Origin of the sequence: Kiloniella laminariae (assembly GCF_027214005.1) — a bacterium.
GTDB classification, from domain to species: Bacteria; Pseudomonadota; Alphaproteobacteria; order Kiloniellales; family Kiloniellaceae; genus Kiloniella; species Kiloniella laminariae_A.
In genome coordinates this window covers 557,500-572,319 of sequence record NZ_JAPWGY010000002.1, presented here as the reverse complement: position 1 = coordinate 572,319, position 14,820 = coordinate 557,500, and the positions used below count along the sequence as shown (strand labels likewise).

Here is a 14,820-nt window from a genome sequence, read left to right as displayed (position 1 = left end):
ATCCCTGTCCAGAAAATCTCAGTTTACAATAATCAGAAAACAACTCGAGGCGGATGTGACAGATATTTCTCAAAACAAGACGGCTGGTCTGAGAGATTTCCCCAGTCTTTATTGGTTATGGCTTCCATTATTAATGGTTGTCATCATGGTGATTGGGAGAACGATTTTTCCCGATTGGACTGAATACGAACACTATTTTGAAGGGGAACGACGGGGTATCGTCGAAAATGCCGCATTTGTTGTGTTGGTTGCAGCCGTGGTTTTCGGGAGTCTCTCCTGGTTAAAAAGAGAAAGTCTGCCCTCCAAGTATCTTGGCCATTGGTTATTACTCTGTACGGTCGCTGTCTTTATTGCGGCAGGAGAGGAAGCCAGTTGGGGGCAGCACTGGTTTCAGTGGGCTACCCCAGAAGGTCTGGCTGCAATCAATGACCACAATGAAACGAATTTTCATAACACCCTGAATGGGCATGATTCGACGATTAAAACGATTATCATGATCGGAATGGCTATCGGAACAATCATCATCCCCTTGATTATTCGGTTTGGCTTCCTGCGTAAACCAGTTGTCGGTAGTGATCTTTACTGGCTTTTCCCGACAGTTGTTGGTTTGCCGGTGACACTTTATTGTTTAGCTAGTCGATTGTTAAAGCAGACTTTCCAGAAATGGACAGATCTTGGAGAACTGCAATATTTTGACATGGATTTTAATGAACTGAGCGAGTTTTATGTCGCCTGCTTCCTGTTCTTCTATCTGTTTTCCTTCTGGTATCGCCTGAGGCAGTCTAAATAGGTAAACAGCTTAAGAAATGTCGTGAAAAGGCCACTTCTCCTGGGCCTTTTTGCGCTCTATAGTTTAGTTTATCCACCTCAGGAGTGGGCTGATTAAGACACTATCCACTCTTTAACAGGGGGAATTTCATTGGAGCAGAGTGATCTAAAATTTATCATTCAGAAGCCGCTGAGTGAGATCCGGGTTGTGGTCGTAACCCCCACCTGTGATCGAATGAAGTTTCTTCAACAAACCTATCGTTATTTTCGCGCTCAGGATTATCCCTATCCGGAAAACCTGTTCTGGTGTGTTTTGGATGACAGCAAACAAAGGCCAAGTACTCTGTTTCACGCATCCCTCATGGCGTCGCCTCAGATACAGTATAAACATCATCCCGGGAAACTTCGCATTGGGCGCAAACGAAACCTGTTAAATAATATGGCTCTGGAGATCGGGGCCGATATTATCTGTGCTATGGATGATGATGATTGGTACGGGGAAAGCTATGTACGGGAGATGGTTGATCTTTTGATGAATTCTGATTTCCCGATGGCTGGGGGGTCTGCAATTCACTACTATGTCGCGGGTGAGGATCGCATCCTGTTTTTTAACCGTCCATTTGGCCCTTATCATAGCTGTAACAACCTGCTGGGCTATAAAACTGATTTATTGAAGCACACTTCTTATGATGATGCGAAGGCGACCGGTGAAGAGATGGCTTTCACGAGGCATTTTAAAATACCGCTCGTTCAGCACCCCATGACCAAAAGAGTGTTTTTAGGGCTTATTCATTCCGCGAATATTGTTCCGAAGAATTTTATTTCGCAGAATAGCAAATTTATTACGGACCTAAGACTGGAAGACTTTGCCATGGATAACGAGACCAAAGTTTTTTTGAGATCAATCACCCCGATTAATTAAATTCAACCCATAATTGGGGCTTGAGGAAATATCTACTCAGGTGCGATTTCTTTTTGTCTGGAACTCGAATTAACCAAGCTTGTTGAAATGAAGATCTGTGCTTTAAATTACAATTATTCGCCAGCACAAGTCATTTTATTCAAAATAATTTCGACTGATTGTTAGAAAATTGTGCGTTGTAGAGATTCTTTCTCCTTGACTGAAAAAACTCCTCCCCCTTAAACTTGTATATACATATTGAACGGGGAAGTGAAATAATGTCTATAACAAAGCAAATGATGGCAGCTCTTGCCATCACAGGATCTTTGATTTCTACGGCTGTACTGGCCGATACCGTAAAAATTGGCATGAATGTGCCTTTAACGGGGTTTGCTGCTGCTGATGGCAAATCTGCCTTACTGGGGGCTGAGCTGGCGATTGAGCAGGCGAATGCGGAAGGTGGAATCAATGGAACCCAGATTGAATTGATTCAATATGATGATCTGGCTTCCCCAAAAGAAGCTGTTCCAATTGCCAACAGATTGATCAGTCAGGATGAGGTTGTTGTCGCGATCTCTGGCAGTTATTCAGGCTCGACCCGCGCTGCAGCGGGCATTTTCCAGTCTGAAGGGGTGCCTTATGTTTCTGCCTATGCTGTACACCCGGATATTACAAAATCAGGCGATTATGTTTTCCGGACATCTTTTGTTGGTGAGGTTCAAGGGCGTGCCGGTGCAAAACTGATTGGTGAAATGCTGGGTAAAAAACGTGTTGTCGTTATTACCCTTCAGAATGATTTTGGCCAGTCTCTTGCCGCCGGCTTCAAGGAAAAAGCCGCTGATTATGGGATTGAGATCATCAGTGAGTATGAATATTCGATCAAGGATCGTCAGTTCGGACCGATTGTCACCAAGGTAAAAGCAGATCAACCCGATGCAATCTATGCCTCTGGCTATTTCTTTACAGCAGGGCCGCTGGTCAACCAGTTGCGTTCAGCAGGTATTGATGTGCCTGTGATCGGTCAGGAAGGGTATGATTCTGACAAATTCATCGAGATTGCAGGCCCCACATCTGAAGGTGTCCTGATTACCACCTCACTTGATCGGGACTCAACTGTTGCGGAAACCCAAGAATTTATTAAGGCGTTTGAAAAGAAGGCCGGCTATAACGCTGACATGGTAGCGGCATCGGGACATACAGCAGCGAAAGTCGTGATTGAAGCCATGCGCAAGGCTGGAACAACAGACCGGGCGGCGATCCGTGATGCTATTGCACAAACCAATCTGGTCGCATCAACGGGAACAATTTCCTTTAACGGCCTGGGGGAAGTGAAAAAAGATGTCCAGATCCAGATCGTGAAGGACGGCGCTTGGCATCACTTTGCGGTTATTGATGACAAGGACTTGCTGGCCCCGCCTGAAGAATAGGCCGGTTTGCTGATCCATCACTTTCCACGATCCTAACTGGAAATTTACCTGATGTTATATGTCGAACTGCTGGCCCAAGGCCTGGTGCAGGGTAGTATCTATGCGCTGGTCGCTGTCGGTCTTACCCTAGTCTATGGACTGTTGCGCATTCTCCACGTTGCGCATGCGGGGCTCTTTACCCTTGGCGGCTATGTTGGCGTGCTCGTAACCAACGCAACGGGCAGCCTGTTGCTGGCATTGCTGGTGGCCATGGTGACAGTAGGGATCGTGGGAATGGCGATTTATCGCCTCTGTTATCAACCGATCCTGGACAAACCGCCCTATGTGGCTCTGATTGCTTCGATCGGTTTGTTTATCGCCATGGAAGAGATTTATCGTCTGGTCTTTGGGCCCTACGGGATCTCTTTTGAAAACCCGCCTTTGCAGGATGTTGTCCAGATGTTCGGGGTGACGTTGCGACTGGGGGAAGTTGCAACCGCTGCAGGGACACTGCTTCTGGTCGGGGCTTTGGCGGTGTTTTCGGGGAAGACCCGTTTTGGCACTGCGTGGCGGGCAACGGTCACTGACCCAGCCATGGCCGAGTCCTTCGGAATTGATATTATCAAGGTTCGCTATCTGAACTTTTTTATCGGATCTGCTTTTGCCGCATCTGCCGGTGTAATGGTGGCCCTGCTGAACAACATGGTCGAGCCAACCATGGGCAGTGTTCCCAGTTACAAGGCGCTGGCAATTATTGTTCTGAGGGGACTGGGGGATGTCAGAGGGACGCTTGTTGCGGCGTTGGCGCTGGGGGTGATTGAGGCCTTTGGCACAATATATCTTGGTAAATTCCTGGATCGCGATGCAATTGCCTTTGCCTTCCTTATTCTGGTCCTGATGGTTCGCCCTCAGGGTCTGTTCGGGAGGGCGTGATCATGCTGGGACTTGGTGCTTATGAAATCAGTGTGATTACGGCAATGGGCATTGCGGTAATTTTTGCCCTCAGCCTGAACCTTATTACAGGATTCTGCGGCCAGATCAGTCTGGGGCATGCTGCATTCTATGGTATTGGTGCCTATACTTCGGCACTTCTGACCAAGGCAGGGTTCCCCATTGGTGTTGGTTTGCTGGGGGCGGTTATTCTGGCAGGGCTGGTCGGGATTGTTGTCGGTTTTGCCTCGCTGCGCGTACGGCATGATTTTCTGGCGATCACGACAATGGGGGTCGGGTTTCTTTTTGTTGGAATCACGCGTCAGATGGATTTTGTCGGTGGTGAAATGGGGGTCTCGGGTATACCGGCCTCGGGCTTTGGCAAGCCGGGCTTTATGCTTTTTGTCATGCTGTGTGTTGTACTGACAATTTTGTTTAGCCTGCATCTCAAGCGATCATGGATGGGTTATTCTTTTGATGCGATCGCCTCGGATGAAGATACTGCCAAAGTTATCGGGCTGGACGTGTCCCGGTACAAGCTGGCCGCCTTTGCCATGGGAACGGCGCTGGCGGGACTGGCGGGAGCGCTCTATGCGCATAATGTCCGCTTTATTGACCCAGAAAGTTTTGGTTTTGTGGAATCCATTACAGTGCTGGCGATGGTCGTGATTGGGGGAATAGGATCTGTTCCGGGTGTGATTTTTGCTGCGGCGCTGCTCAGCGTGCTGCCACTCTGGATTCAATTTTTTGATGAATACAAATTGTTGCTCTACGGCGGTTTGCTGTTTGCAATGATGCGTTTTAGCCCAGGGGGCATGGCCGGGTTGGCACGTCGTATAATCCCCTCAAAAGCCAAGGGGGCGAGGTCATGACAATGCTTCTTGATGTTTCTGCGGTCACCGTCCGGTTCGGGGGGGTAACAGCGGTGAATGGGGTTTCTTTCTCACTGAACAAGGGAGAACTGCTTGGGTTTATCGGCCCCAACGGGGCAGGAAAGACCACAATGATGCGCGCGATCACCGGAGTTGTGACGCCAACAGAGGGAGAAATCCGTCTCTTGGGCAAAAATCTGACGACATTACCGGTACATCAACGTGTGCGTCTGGGTCTTGGTTTTTCTCAACAGCTGGTCAAGCCTTTTCGAAATATGACGGTACTGGAAAATGTTGCCCTGGCTGCAGGCGCTCGACATACAGCGTCCCCCTTTTCTGCGTTATTCCGGATAAAAAGAGATCGGGAAAAAGAGCAGGCAGCACAGCTTCTGGCCCAGGTCGGAATTGCCGATGCTGCAGATGCCGACCCTTCGAATCTGCCCCTTGGGTATCTGAAAAGACTGGAAGTTGCGCGTGCCCTGGCATTGAAGCCGAGCCTGCTGCTGCTGGACGAGCCGCTGGCCGGACTTAACCATGCCGAGGCTCATAAGCTCGCCGATATGATTGTTGCGCTGAACCGGGCGGGGCAGAGCATTATCCTGATCGAGCACAATCTGGGGGAAGTCATGCGTATTTGCTCGCGTCTGATTGTTCAGGATAATGGAAACAAAATCGGCGAAGGTGATCCTGAAACGGTAATGAACACTGCTGTTGTCCGCGCGGCTTATCTGGGAGAGGGAAATGACCATGTTGCAGCTTGAGAATATGGACTGTGGATATGGTGCTTTTCACGCGGTTCATGACCTCTCCCTGACTATTGAGCAAGGGGAAATCTTTGCCCTGCTGGGGCCGAACGGTGCCGGGAAATCCAGCACGATCATGAGCATTGCCGGGCATGTCCAGCTAATGTCCGGCGCAATCAGGTTTGACGGTACCGATATCTCAAGCCTGTCGGCGAGAGAACGGGTAAGGCTGGGTATCGCCGTGGCCCCGGAAGGACGACGGCTGTTCCCTGATCTGACGATTGAAGAGAACCTTACTGTTGGCGGTTACAGCCTGTCCCGGGAACGCGAAGCCGTAAACAGAGAGATTGTCTTTACGCTTTTCCCCCGCTTGACGGAACGCCTGAAGCAACCGGCCAGCACACTTTCCGGGGGGGAACAGCAGATGCTCGCCATGGGGCGGGCAATGATGGCGGAGCCTCGCCTGTTGATGATTGACGAGGTCTCTCTGGGGTTGATGCCCAAGATGGTTGATGTCTGTTACCACGCCATTAACCATCTCAAGAGCCAGGGGGTGACAATTCTGCTGGTCGAACAAAACACCAAAAGAGCGCTGGAAGTCGCAGATCATGTCTGCGTGCTGGAATCAGGGCAATCTGTCTGGCAAGGAACGGCAGCAGAGGCACAAAACGCCCCGGATCTGATCGAAGCCTTTCTCGGGATGGCAAAAGAGGCTTCCTAGGAAAAATGGTTCCCGGGGCTTTGATGGCTTTTCTTTAGATGGACCGATGTTGGATTGAGCGACAAGCTGCTTTTATGCTTCCCCGTCTTCGGCAACAACGGCATCTGCTTCTATTTCAACAAGCCATTCCGGGTTTACGAAACGGGTAACCTGCATAATCGTATCGACGGGTTTCGCTTCCTTGCAAAATCGGGCACGCACGTCGATGACAGCTTTCCAGTCGTCTATATTTGTGAGGATGATACGTGTTCTTACGACATCGTTCCAGCCAGAGCCAGCGCGATTAAGCGCGTCGCTGATGATTTCAAAGCATTGTTCAGCTTGGCGTTTTGCATCCCCGATGCCGACGGTTTTACCGTTCTTGTCAACAGGGGCGGTACCTCCGATGGTGATGTAGGGACCAACTCTGACAGCGCGGGCAAATCCAACAATTTCTTCCATGGGATTGCCATTGAGTATCAGCGTTCTTTTCATCGGATTGATCTCCAGCTGAAGTGAAAGTTTCATACTAGAGATTTTTGGCAATTTTGTCTTCCTTCGCGGAAGCCCAAGGGGGGGGAGCGAAGTGGTTTAAAAACAGGCTCTGCTCACTGTTGATGGTACTGTTTTGCTTTATCTGCGTGGAGTGTGGGTAGCATCAGTAGGTATAAGACGAAGTGTGTTTCTTATGGGCTTGGTTTTGTCAGGTTTATCGATCAGAGCAGCCCGAGATTACGCATACTGCTATGGCCGCTGCGGCTGATAATAAGGTGATCATGCAGCTCGATTCCGAGCTTTTGACAGACGGCTTTGACTTCTCTTGTCATCGCCAGATCAGCGGCAGAAGGGGTCGGATCTCCACTGGGGTGGTTGTGGACCATAATAAAGGCCGAGGCATTGAGCTCGAGCGCCCGTTTGACCACTTCCCGCGGGTAAACTGGAGTATGGTCAACAGTACCCTTTTGCTGGACTTCGTCAGCAATCAACCGGTTTTTACGATCAAGGAACAGCAATCGAAATTGTTCAATCCGCTCATGGCTCATGGAGATCTGGCAGTAATCAACGAGTTTTTCCCAGGAGTTGATCAAAGGTTGATCGAGCAAGGTCGTTTTGCTCATCCGGCGGGCAGCTTCCGGGACAATTTTGACAAGGCTGATCGCCGCGTTTCCCATGCCGGAGATCTTTTCCAGCTCTTCAGGTGCCGCGGCAAAAACCCCGGCAAGGGAGCCGAATTCCTCGATCAGCTTTTTTGCCAGCGGTTTGGTGTCGCCGCGGGGATTGGCACCAAAAAGCAGACATTCCAGCACTTCATAATCTGCAAAACTTTCCGCACCCTTGTCGAGCAAGCGTTGGCGCAGACGTTCACGGTGGCCATGAAAGTGAGGTTTGTCCTTTTGCACGCGACCTCCGGGGCAGAGTTTGTAAGTGGGGAACCCTAGTCGTAAGGCGGTTTATGCCATCCTTTGGGGGAAAGGGTGAAGATCTCGCAGCCGTCTGCAGTTACACCGATAGTATGTTCAAACTGCATGGAAAGCGAGCGATCCTTGGTAACTGCAGTCCAGCCGTCATTGAGGATTTTGACCGCGTACTTGCCACCATTGATCATGGGTTCGATTGTAAAGATCATCCCTTCGAGCAGACGGGCACCCTTGCCGGGCTCCCCATAGTGCAGCACGCTGGGGGGTGTATGAAAGCTGCGCCCGATGCCATGGCCACAGAAATCTTCGACCACGGAATAACGGTTGGCTTCGGCGTAGGTCTGGATTGCGTGACCGATATCCCCGAGGGTCGCACCGGGTTTGACCACTTCGATCCCCCGGATCAGGCAGTCGTAGGTTACATCACAGAGGCGCCTGGATTTTACGTTCGGATTTCCGGCAAAAAACATGCGGCTGGTGTCGCCATGCCATTCGTCGAGGATGACAGTTACATCAATGTTAAGGCTGTCGCCATCGCGCAGGATCTTGTCTTCGCCGGGAATGCCGTGGCAGACGACATGGTTGACAGAAGTGCAGATCGACTTGGGAAATCCCTTGTAATTCAAGGGCGCGGGTACAGCGTTGTGATCGGTGATAAACTCATGACAGAGGTCATTCAGTTTGCCAGTTGATACCCCGACTTCTACATAGGGCGTGATGAAATCGAGTGTTTCAGCCGCAAGTTTGCCTGCCTTGCGCATTCCGGCAAAGTCTTCTTCGGTATAGGTAACGAACTGTCGTTCTTCTCTTGTCAGATTGTCGATCACGTTCTCTGATCCATTTCTTCGATTATTTCTGCACCGCATCAGCGCTTAAAAAAGGTTTCCGCTTATATACTCACCACAAGGGGCTTATCCAAGAAAATTCCCTCCGGAGTGACCTGGCAGCCATAGGCCAGAACCTCAACCCCCCGTTTGATTGCCTGTTTGAGAGCTGCGGCATAGACCGGATCAATATCGTTTGCAGTGGCAAAGTCGGTACAGTCGCTGCGCTGTGCAAGATAAAACATAACTGCCCGATGTCCCTGCTCGACCATGTCGCCCAGCTCTTCCAGATGTTTGGTGCCTCTGCTGGAAACGGCATCTGGAAACTCGGCAACGCCTTGTCTTCTGCTCAGGGTTACGGATTTGACTTCGACATAACAGTCTGGCCGCCCTTCCTGTTGCAAGAAGACATCGATGCGGGAATTTTTTCCGTATTTCACTTCGCGTTTGATTGTGCTGTATCCGGTAAGGCTGTCCACGTTACCTTTGGAGATCTCGTCGAAGACAAGCAAGTTGGGGATGGCCGTGTTGACCCCGACGGCTGTCGATCCCGCCGCGCCAATTTCCCAGGTGTATTTGAGTTTTCGTTTGGGGTTGTCGGATTCCGACAGCCAGACCGGGGAGCCCGGTTCGACAAGTGTCAACATGGAACCGGTGTTTGTTGTGTGCGCTGTAACGATTGTGCCGTCTGTTAACTTTATGTCAGCCAGAAAACGTTTGTACCGTTTAAGAAGGGTGCCTGGGATAAGGGGGAGCGCAAAAATCATAAGGAGTTCCGGGGTGATGGGGGAAATGTGCTCTGTGAGTCATGGGGGAAAAAGAATCACAATCCTGCAACTATGGTGACTTCTTTGTGTTTTGTTAAGCGGGTAGGGTCCATGATACCATTTATAACACTTGTAAAAGACTCTGAAGACGGTGCAGATTGCCCATGTCATTCTGTTCGCTGGTCAACTAAAGGGCAAGTCTGTGATATTACAGGCTGACTCTATGTGAAGACTGTTCTACTGGGAGATTTGTTATGCCGAACCTGAAAACTGTTACTCTTTTTGCATCTGTCATTCTTTTGTCTGGCTGTGCTTTTGGCGGAAACAGTCAAAAGGAAACCCCGGTTGCAAAAACCACGGCACCAGCCAGCAGTTCTTCGACCCTTTCCCTGCCGCCGAGCGATAATGGAACCGGCGTTAACAACAGTTCTGTTTCTGGTACTGTCAGCAATACCCCGGATGGCCTGACAATCAGCGATCAACCTGCTGGTGGAGACAATCCTTACGCGCCCGCCAAGCCACCAGTCCTGATTGAGGGGAGTGACGGGAAACTCTATTCCGCCACAGAGCCAAAGAGTGAACAGGAATATCAGTCTGATGTCGCCTCCTGTCATTATTATGCCGAGGCCCTGATCGCACATGACGCCCGGGTTGAAGATGATCGGGGAGGCAGCTTCAACGACGATCTCGGGGGAGGAGGATCTTCTCTATCCACTTTACGTAAAAGTATTAACACGCAGGAACCCAAACAACGTCAGGCGGTTCATTTTAGCCGCTGCATGCGTTCCAAGGGCTATTATCAGCGATAAGCATTTTTCCTGACTTTGTGTCTCTGTTTTCACGCCTGGTAAAGTTCTCAAGCCTTCTAACCGTAGGTAAGTGTTTGTGAACTCCTGCGGCCTGGCTGTCGTTGTCTTGACAAAGAGCCTGCGGACGTAGATAGATTTTTCGAATTGGGTCTTTACTCTTCGGGAAAACAGGTATTTTGGCAGCTGGTGCAGAAAAAAGACGGTGGAGCGGACGAGGAACAGTTGCTTTCCTGGCTCTGTCTTTGCTGTTTTTCCGTCTCGTTGCGGCCTGCCATCCTTCCGCTCATACAGTACAGAATAATGATCTCCTTTCAGGTCAGGTCATCTGTACGCCGGATGGCATTGTTTCCCTCGCCGACAAGGCACCGACACCGCCGGATCATGATCCTCTGGTGGATGGCTGTTGTTTCAATATCTGCTTTTCCGCTTTTGGTGACCGACTGGTTCAGGTCGAACTGGCAAAAGCAGCCACCCCGTCCTTCTATCTTGTCGGGTCGATTGTTCATCAGAATGATACCCGTCTTACCGGTTTTTTACTCAATCGGCAGTCACATCCCCGTGCCCCTCCTCGTCTCACAACAGATTTCATCTAAATAGTTATCCTGAAATTTGAGGCCTTTCTGGTGAAAGTGCCTTCTGTGAACCGAGGTATTCCATGACCGATATGACCGCGACGGATGTCTCCGTCGCCAGCAGCAGCTATTCCGGGCTCTATAAAGCCGTCTGGCGCTGGCACTTTTACGCAGGGTTGCTGGTGCTGCCCTTTATGATTTCCCTGGCTGTGACCGGGGCTCTTTATCTGTTTGATGATGAGCTTGATGCGGTTTTGTACCGATCCCAGTTACAGGTTGAACAGGTTGTTGATGCAAAAGTAAGCCATGCAGATCTGGTTGCCGCGGCGCTGACTGCCGTGCCTGAGGGCAAGTCTTTCAGTTACGCACCTCCGGCGACAGAGACATCCAGCGCCAGGGTCGGCGTCAAGGACAGCACAGGGGAAAGGCTGTTTGTCTATGTAAATCCCTATTCAGCAGAGGTGTTGGGTGTGATCCCGCGTGAGGGGCATATCATGCGGATGATCAGCAAGATCCACAGTCTGGCCTATTTCGGCAAGGTCGCGAACTATGTGATTGAGCTTGTCGCCTGTTGGGCCATTATGCTGACAATCACGGGGATCTATCTCTGGTGGCCGCGTGGTCAGGCTGGCGGTGTAGTTACCGTGCGGGGGACGCCGAAAAAACGTTTGTTCTGGCGTGACACCCATGCTGTCCTCGGGCTGTTTACTGCCGGGTTTATTGCCTTTCTGGCGATGACAGGTCTGCCCTGGTCGGTCTGGTGGGGCGCTGAAGCAAACAAACTGGCGGCAGAATCCGGCCTTGGTTATCCACCAGCTCTATGGGACGAAGTACCAAGCTCGACAGTTCCTTCAGCAGAAGTCATGGAGACGACCTCCTGGTCGCTTGAAAATGCGCCAATGCCGCTTTCAACTGTTACAGGAGCTGGTGTTTCGCCGATCTCTCTCGATACAGCAGTGAGTACTTTTAACCAGCTTGCCATTACGCCGGGATATTCCATTGATCTGCCGTCTGGTGCTGAAGGAGTATACTCTGCTTCTATCTTCCCGGATCTGGTCGAGAACCAGCGGATGATCCATCTGGATCAGTATTCGGGGCAGCCGATTATCGATCTGCACTATGCGGACTACGGACCTGTTGCCAAGGTAATGGAATGGGGCATTAACGTGCATATGGGCCAGGAGTTTGGTCTGGTTAACCAGCTGGTGCTGTTGCTGGCCTGTCTGTCGATTGTCATGCTTGCGGTCTCTGGCGCTGTGATGTGGTGGAAACGCCGTCCTGCGGGTGGCCTTGGCGCGCCTCGTATTCCGGCGGATTACCGTATCGCCCGTGGTGTGTTGCTGATTGCCCTGGCGCTCTGCCTGATCTTTCCGTTGATGGGCGCCTCGTTGATCGTGGCGTTAATCATTGATTTTGTTATCACCCGTGTTTCAGGCAGGAAAGCAGCCTGAATTTTTCATCCTGCTCTATAGCGGTCTTGTCACAAAGGGTCGGAGGAAACTTCGACCCTTTGTTATTTTAGTTTCTCTGGTCTTCAACGGGGGCGAATGTCATCATCAGAAAAATCATCAGAAGAACTAAAGGGAGCTGATATGGCGTTGCAGGTTTATCTTTCAGGAGAAATTCACACTAATTGGCGGGATGTAATCGTGCGAAAGGCGGGAGAAGCCGGGCTTGATGTCGCCTTTCATGCGCCCGTGACCGATCATGCAGCTTCTGATGACTGTGGCGTGACCATTCTTGGCGCAGAGTCTGACAAATTCTGGCATGACCACAAGGGAGCCAAGCTCAATGCCATTCGGACCCGGCGACTGATTGAACAATCCGATGTGGTTGTGGTCTGCTTCGGAGAAAAATACAGGCAGTGGAATGCCGCTTTTGATGCGGGCTATGCCGCTGCTTTGGGGAAAAGCCTTGTTGTGCTGCATGGTGCAGATCACCAGCATGCCCTGAAAGAAATTGATGCGGCAGCGCTGGCAGTTACCGAGACGCCAGAACAGATTGTCGAGATCCTGCGTTATGTCTTGACCGGAGAGCTTCCGATTTCAAAGCGTCCAGCGTAATCAGGAGAGCGTGATGGAGCGGATTTACAAAGCCTGCTTGCTGATTATCGGTAACGAAATTCTCTCTGGCAGAACCCAGGATGCCAATATGGCCTTTCTTGGGGAGAAACTGAACGAAATCGGTATCCGCCTTGATGAAGCCCGGGTTATTCCGGATGTTGCTGAACGCATCGTCGCCACGGTAAACGAGGTTCGGGGCAAGTTTGATTACGTGTTTACCACCGGTGGGATCGGGCCGACCCATGATGATATTACCTCACAATGCATTGCCGATGCCTTTGCCGTCCCCTTGATCCTTCACCCGGAGGCATATCGGCTTATGCTTGATTTTTATGGTCAGGAACAACTGACAGAGGCACGTTTGCGCATGGCGCATGTGCCTGAGGGTGCAGAGCTGGTTGAAAACGATATTTCGATTGCGCCGGGATATCGCATGGGCAATGTTTTTGTGATGGCTGGTGTGCCGAAGATTATGCAATCGATGTTTTCCAAGCTTGCACCAACTCTGACCGGTGGCTTGCCGATGATCTCGAAAACCCTGAGCAGTTCAGCCAAGGAAGGGGAAATTGCAGGTGATCTCAAAGAGGTACAGGCAAGATTCGCCGAAGTGGATATTGGCAGTTATCCCTTTATGGGGAAGGGGGGGACAGGCGTGCGGATTGTCATGCGTTCGACGGACCAGCAGCTCCTTGACCACTGTGCAGAGCAGGTTGAGGAAATCCTGAAACTCCACGGCTAGTTTTCTGAAGATAGGAATAGTAATAATTCTCAGGTGAACTGGAGTAATTATCGGCGCTTTGGCCTAATAGTTTTGTTATGGGGTAATAAAATCCCGGGGAGAAGCAGAATGTAACAGGCCAACGGGTCCCGGATCTGTTTATTTTCTTGTTATTTTTTGTAAAGCGCGTCACCTTGTATAGATGGGATTTTATGAAAATGCACTGAAATCGATGGGGGATCGGTCGATATGCAAGATGCTTTGAATACAAAGATTGATGAACGCCGAGGCCGCACAAGGGTGAATGCGGGCCTGAATGGCTGTCTGAAATTTGGACCTGAATTGACCACAGATTGTGAAATTCTTGATGTTTCTGTAACCGGTGTACAGGTTCTGTTGACAGATACAGTGCCACTGAACAGTGATGTTACCCTGATTTTGCCAGGCTCGGTTCATTTCGGTGGCGAGGTTGTCTGGCGCCATGGTCTGAAGGTAGGGTTGAAGTTCCGGAATTCGCCTGAGAAAATTGCCGAGCGACTGGCCGGGATCCTGAACCAGGACACGATGCGGCAACTTCACAGTTAAGTAACAACGGTACGGGACAGTTGCGTCCCGATGAATATAAAGCCCCTGTATTTAAGGACAGGGGCTTTATTTCTGTTGGAAATATAGATCTGGATGCAAATTAAAGGGACTGTCCGCGTTTGAGGGCGCGGGGTTTTTTTGCCTCGAATTCCTCAGTCAACTGATCCCAGTACTTAAGGGCTTCTGGAATTGACATTTTCCCGTAGGCTGCCATGAACGCGCTGGCCAAGGGTAAAAAATCTGACTTTTCAGTCGCCTGCCAGACATTCAGACGCCAGGTGTCACCCGAGGTCTTGATGCCTTCGCCTGTTGCAAAGCCTTGAGCTTCCAGTTTGCCGGTCCCGTCATCTACTGTGAAGGGAACCAGGTCGTATTCTCCTGTTTCATAAAACAGAATTCTGTCGATCTCTGTTTCACTCAGTCCCTCTGCAATCAGAACGGTTGCTTTCCCGCCGGGACAGGGCACCAAGACAGGGTAACTTTCCTTTACTTCACGTTCGCAGCGATAGCCTTCCAGCGTACCTGGTTTCAAATGGGTTTGATCAATAGCTCGACCGGTTACTATTTCGAGTACATCGGGATCCATCAAGGAACCAAAGAAGAAGAGGCGCTGGCCTTGCATAAGCATTACTCCGTCATGCCAGGGGTACTGGCAGTTATCATCTGTCAAAAGCTCATTTTCATCCGCTGCAGGTGATCTCTGGAGCAGGGATCACAGTCAGTTCGGAAAAGGGGGCTTATCTC

18 protein-coding genes are annotated in these 14,820 nt (G+C 50.5%); 13 read left to right on the top strand and 5 right to left on the bottom strand.

Going from position 1 to position 14,820, the window contains the following annotated elements; translation table 11 throughout:
• Positions 1 to 55: 55 nt before the first annotated feature.
• The 7 genes from O4H49_RS07405 (at position 56) to O4H49_RS07375 (ending at position 6,341) form a co-directional block, all read left to right on the top strand.
• Positions 56 to 790 (top strand): hypothetical protein, encoded by a 735-nt coding sequence (locus tag O4H49_RS07405; RefSeq protein WP_269422788.1) that lies wholly within the window; start codon positions 56 to 58, stop codon positions 788 to 790.
• A gap of 186 nt (positions 791 to 976) precedes the next feature.
• Positions 977 to 1,690 carry a glycosyltransferase family A protein gene (locus O4H49_RS07400; protein WP_269423099.1) on the top strand — a complete coding sequence of 238 codons (714 nt, stop codon included), beginning with the start codon at positions 977 to 979 and terminating at the stop codon, positions 1,688 to 1,690.
• 257 nt (positions 1,691 to 1,947) lie between these two features.
• Positions 1,948 to 3,096, top strand: a complete 1,149-nt coding sequence (locus O4H49_RS07395) for an ABC transporter substrate-binding protein (RefSeq protein WP_269422787.1) — start codon at positions 1,948 to 1,950, stop codon at positions 3,094 to 3,096.
• A 51-nt stretch (positions 3,097 to 3,147) separates the two neighbouring features.
• Positions 3,148 to 4,008: a branched-chain amino acid ABC transporter permease gene (locus tag O4H49_RS07390; protein ID WP_269422786.1), complete on the top strand. Its 861-nt coding sequence runs from the start codon at positions 3,148 to 3,150 to the stop codon at positions 4,006 to 4,008.
• Between the two features lie 2 nt (positions 4,009 to 4,010).
• Entirely contained in the window at positions 4,011 to 4,877 is an 867-nt protein-coding gene (locus O4H49_RS07385) for a branched-chain amino acid ABC transporter permease (protein WP_269422785.1), read from the top strand.
• Positions 4,874 to 5,638, top strand: a complete 765-nt coding sequence (locus O4H49_RS07380) for an ABC transporter ATP-binding protein (RefSeq protein ID WP_269422784.1) — start codon at positions 4,874 to 4,876, stop codon at positions 5,636 to 5,638. The genes O4H49_RS07385 and O4H49_RS07380 overlap by 4 nt, the downstream gene beginning before the upstream one ends.
• Entirely contained in the window at positions 5,619 to 6,341 is a 723-nt protein-coding gene (locus O4H49_RS07375; RefSeq protein ID WP_269422783.1) for an ABC transporter ATP-binding protein, read from the top strand. The genes O4H49_RS07380 and O4H49_RS07375 overlap by 20 nt, the downstream gene beginning before the upstream one ends.
• Before the next feature lie 72 nt (positions 6,342 to 6,413).
• Here the strand turns inward: O4H49_RS07375 and O4H49_RS07370 are convergent, their stop codons facing one another.
• The 4 genes from O4H49_RS07370 to sfsA all read right to left on the bottom strand — a co-directional run bounded on the left by O4H49_RS07370 (position 6,414) and on the right by sfsA (position 9,329).
• Positions 6,414 to 6,866: a RidA family protein gene (locus O4H49_RS07370; RefSeq protein ID WP_269422782.1), complete on the bottom strand. Its 453-nt coding sequence runs from the start codon at positions 6,864 to 6,866 to the stop codon at positions 6,414 to 6,416.
• A gap of 170 nt (positions 6,867 to 7,036) precedes the next feature.
• Entirely contained in the window at positions 7,037 to 7,720 is a 684-nt protein-coding gene (gene radC / locus O4H49_RS07365) for a RadC family protein (RefSeq protein WP_269422781.1), read from the bottom strand.
• Between the two features lie 35 nt (positions 7,721 to 7,755).
• The gene (gene map / locus O4H49_RS07360; protein WP_269422780.1) at positions 7,756 to 8,565 is read right to left on the bottom strand and encodes a type I methionyl aminopeptidase; all 810 of its coding nucleotides are present in this window, start codon (positions 8,563 to 8,565) and stop codon (positions 7,756 to 7,758) included.
• Between the two features lie 62 nt (positions 8,566 to 8,627).
• Positions 8,628 to 9,329: a DNA/RNA nuclease SfsA gene (sfsA, locus tag O4H49_RS07355; protein WP_269422779.1), complete on the bottom strand. Its 702-nt coding sequence runs from the start codon at positions 9,327 to 9,329 to the stop codon at positions 8,628 to 8,630.
• 254 nt (positions 9,330 to 9,583) lie between these two features.
• Here sfsA and O4H49_RS07350 point away from each other — a divergent pair, with 254 nt between their 5' ends.
• The 6 genes from O4H49_RS07350 (at position 9,584) to O4H49_RS07325 (ending at position 14,076) form a co-directional block, all read left to right on the top strand.
• Positions 9,584 to 10,138 carry a hypothetical protein gene (locus O4H49_RS07350; RefSeq protein ID WP_269422778.1) on the top strand — a complete coding sequence of 185 codons (555 nt, stop codon included), beginning with the start codon at positions 9,584 to 9,586 and terminating at the stop codon, positions 10,136 to 10,138.
• A gap of 176 nt (positions 10,139 to 10,314) precedes the next feature.
• The gene (locus O4H49_RS07345) at positions 10,315 to 10,731 is read left to right on the top strand and encodes a hypothetical protein (protein WP_269422777.1); all 417 of its coding nucleotides are present in this window, start codon (positions 10,315 to 10,317) and stop codon (positions 10,729 to 10,731) included.
• 62 nt (positions 10,732 to 10,793) lie between these two features.
• On the top strand, positions 10,794 to 12,161 hold the full coding sequence (locus O4H49_RS07340; protein ID WP_269422776.1) for a PepSY-associated TM helix domain-containing protein: 1,368 nt from the start codon (positions 10,794 to 10,796) through the stop codon (positions 12,159 to 12,161).
• Between the two features lie 96 nt (positions 12,162 to 12,257).
• Positions 12,258 to 12,773, top strand: coding sequence for a YtoQ family protein (locus tag O4H49_RS07335; protein ID WP_269422775.1), 516 nt, complete (start codon positions 12,258 to 12,260; stop codon positions 12,771 to 12,773).
• 13 nt (positions 12,774 to 12,786) lie between these two features.
• A complete protein-coding gene (locus O4H49_RS07330; protein WP_269422774.1) occupies positions 12,787 to 13,512 on the top strand; it encodes a competence/damage-inducible protein A in 726 nt (241 codons plus the stop codon).
• 228 nt (positions 13,513 to 13,740) lie between these two features.
• On the top strand, positions 13,741 to 14,076 hold the full coding sequence (locus O4H49_RS07325) for a PilZ domain-containing protein (RefSeq protein WP_269422773.1): 336 nt from the start codon (positions 13,741 to 13,743) through the stop codon (positions 14,074 to 14,076).
• 100 nt (positions 14,077 to 14,176) lie between these two features.
• On the opposite strand, the gene O4H49_RS07320 is transcribed toward O4H49_RS07325, so the two are convergent.
• Positions 14,177 to 14,698 (bottom strand): gamma-glutamylcyclotransferase family protein, encoded by a 522-nt coding sequence (locus O4H49_RS07320; RefSeq protein WP_269422772.1) that lies wholly within the window; start codon positions 14,696 to 14,698, stop codon positions 14,177 to 14,179.
• Positions 14,699 to 14,820: the final 122 nt, after the last annotated feature.

Coding starts and splice junctions, on each gene's coding strand:
- sfsA (WP_269422779.1), bottom strand. CDS start 9,329: ATGATTTTTGCGCTCCCCCTTATCCCAGGCACCCTTCTTAAACGGTAC.
- O4H49_RS07385 (WP_269422785.1), top strand. CDS start 4,011: ATGCTGGGACTTGGTGCTTATGAAATCAGTGTGATTACGGCAATGGGC.
- O4H49_RS07335 (WP_269422775.1), top strand. CDS start 12,258: ATGTCATCATCAGAAAAATCATCAGAAGAACTAAAGGGAGCTGATATG.
- O4H49_RS07325 (WP_269422773.1), top strand. CDS start 13,741: ATGCAAGATGCTTTGAATACAAAGATTGATGAACGCCGAGGCCGCACA.
- O4H49_RS07390 (WP_269422786.1), top strand. CDS start 3,148: ATGTTATATGTCGAACTGCTGGCCCAAGGCCTGGTGCAGGGTAGTATC.
- O4H49_RS07375 (WP_269422783.1), top strand. CDS start 5,619: ATGACCATGTTGCAGCTTGAGAATATGGACTGTGGATATGGTGCTTTT.
- O4H49_RS07380 (WP_269422784.1), top strand. CDS start 4,874: ATGACAATGCTTCTTGATGTTTCTGCGGTCACCGTCCGGTTCGGGGGG.
- O4H49_RS07350 (WP_269422778.1), top strand. CDS start 9,584: ATGCCGAACCTGAAAACTGTTACTCTTTTTGCATCTGTCATTCTTTTG.
- O4H49_RS07330 (WP_269422774.1), top strand. CDS start 12,787: ATGGAGCGGATTTACAAAGCCTGCTTGCTGATTATCGGTAACGAAATT.
- O4H49_RS07340 (WP_269422776.1), top strand. CDS start 10,794: ATGACCGATATGACCGCGACGGATGTCTCCGTCGCCAGCAGCAGCTAT.
- O4H49_RS07320 (WP_269422772.1), bottom strand. CDS start 14,698: ATGCAAGGCCAGCGCCTCTTCTTCTTTGGTTCCTTGATGGATCCCGAT.
- O4H49_RS07395 (WP_269422787.1), top strand. CDS start 1,948: ATGTCTATAACAAAGCAAATGATGGCAGCTCTTGCCATCACAGGATCT.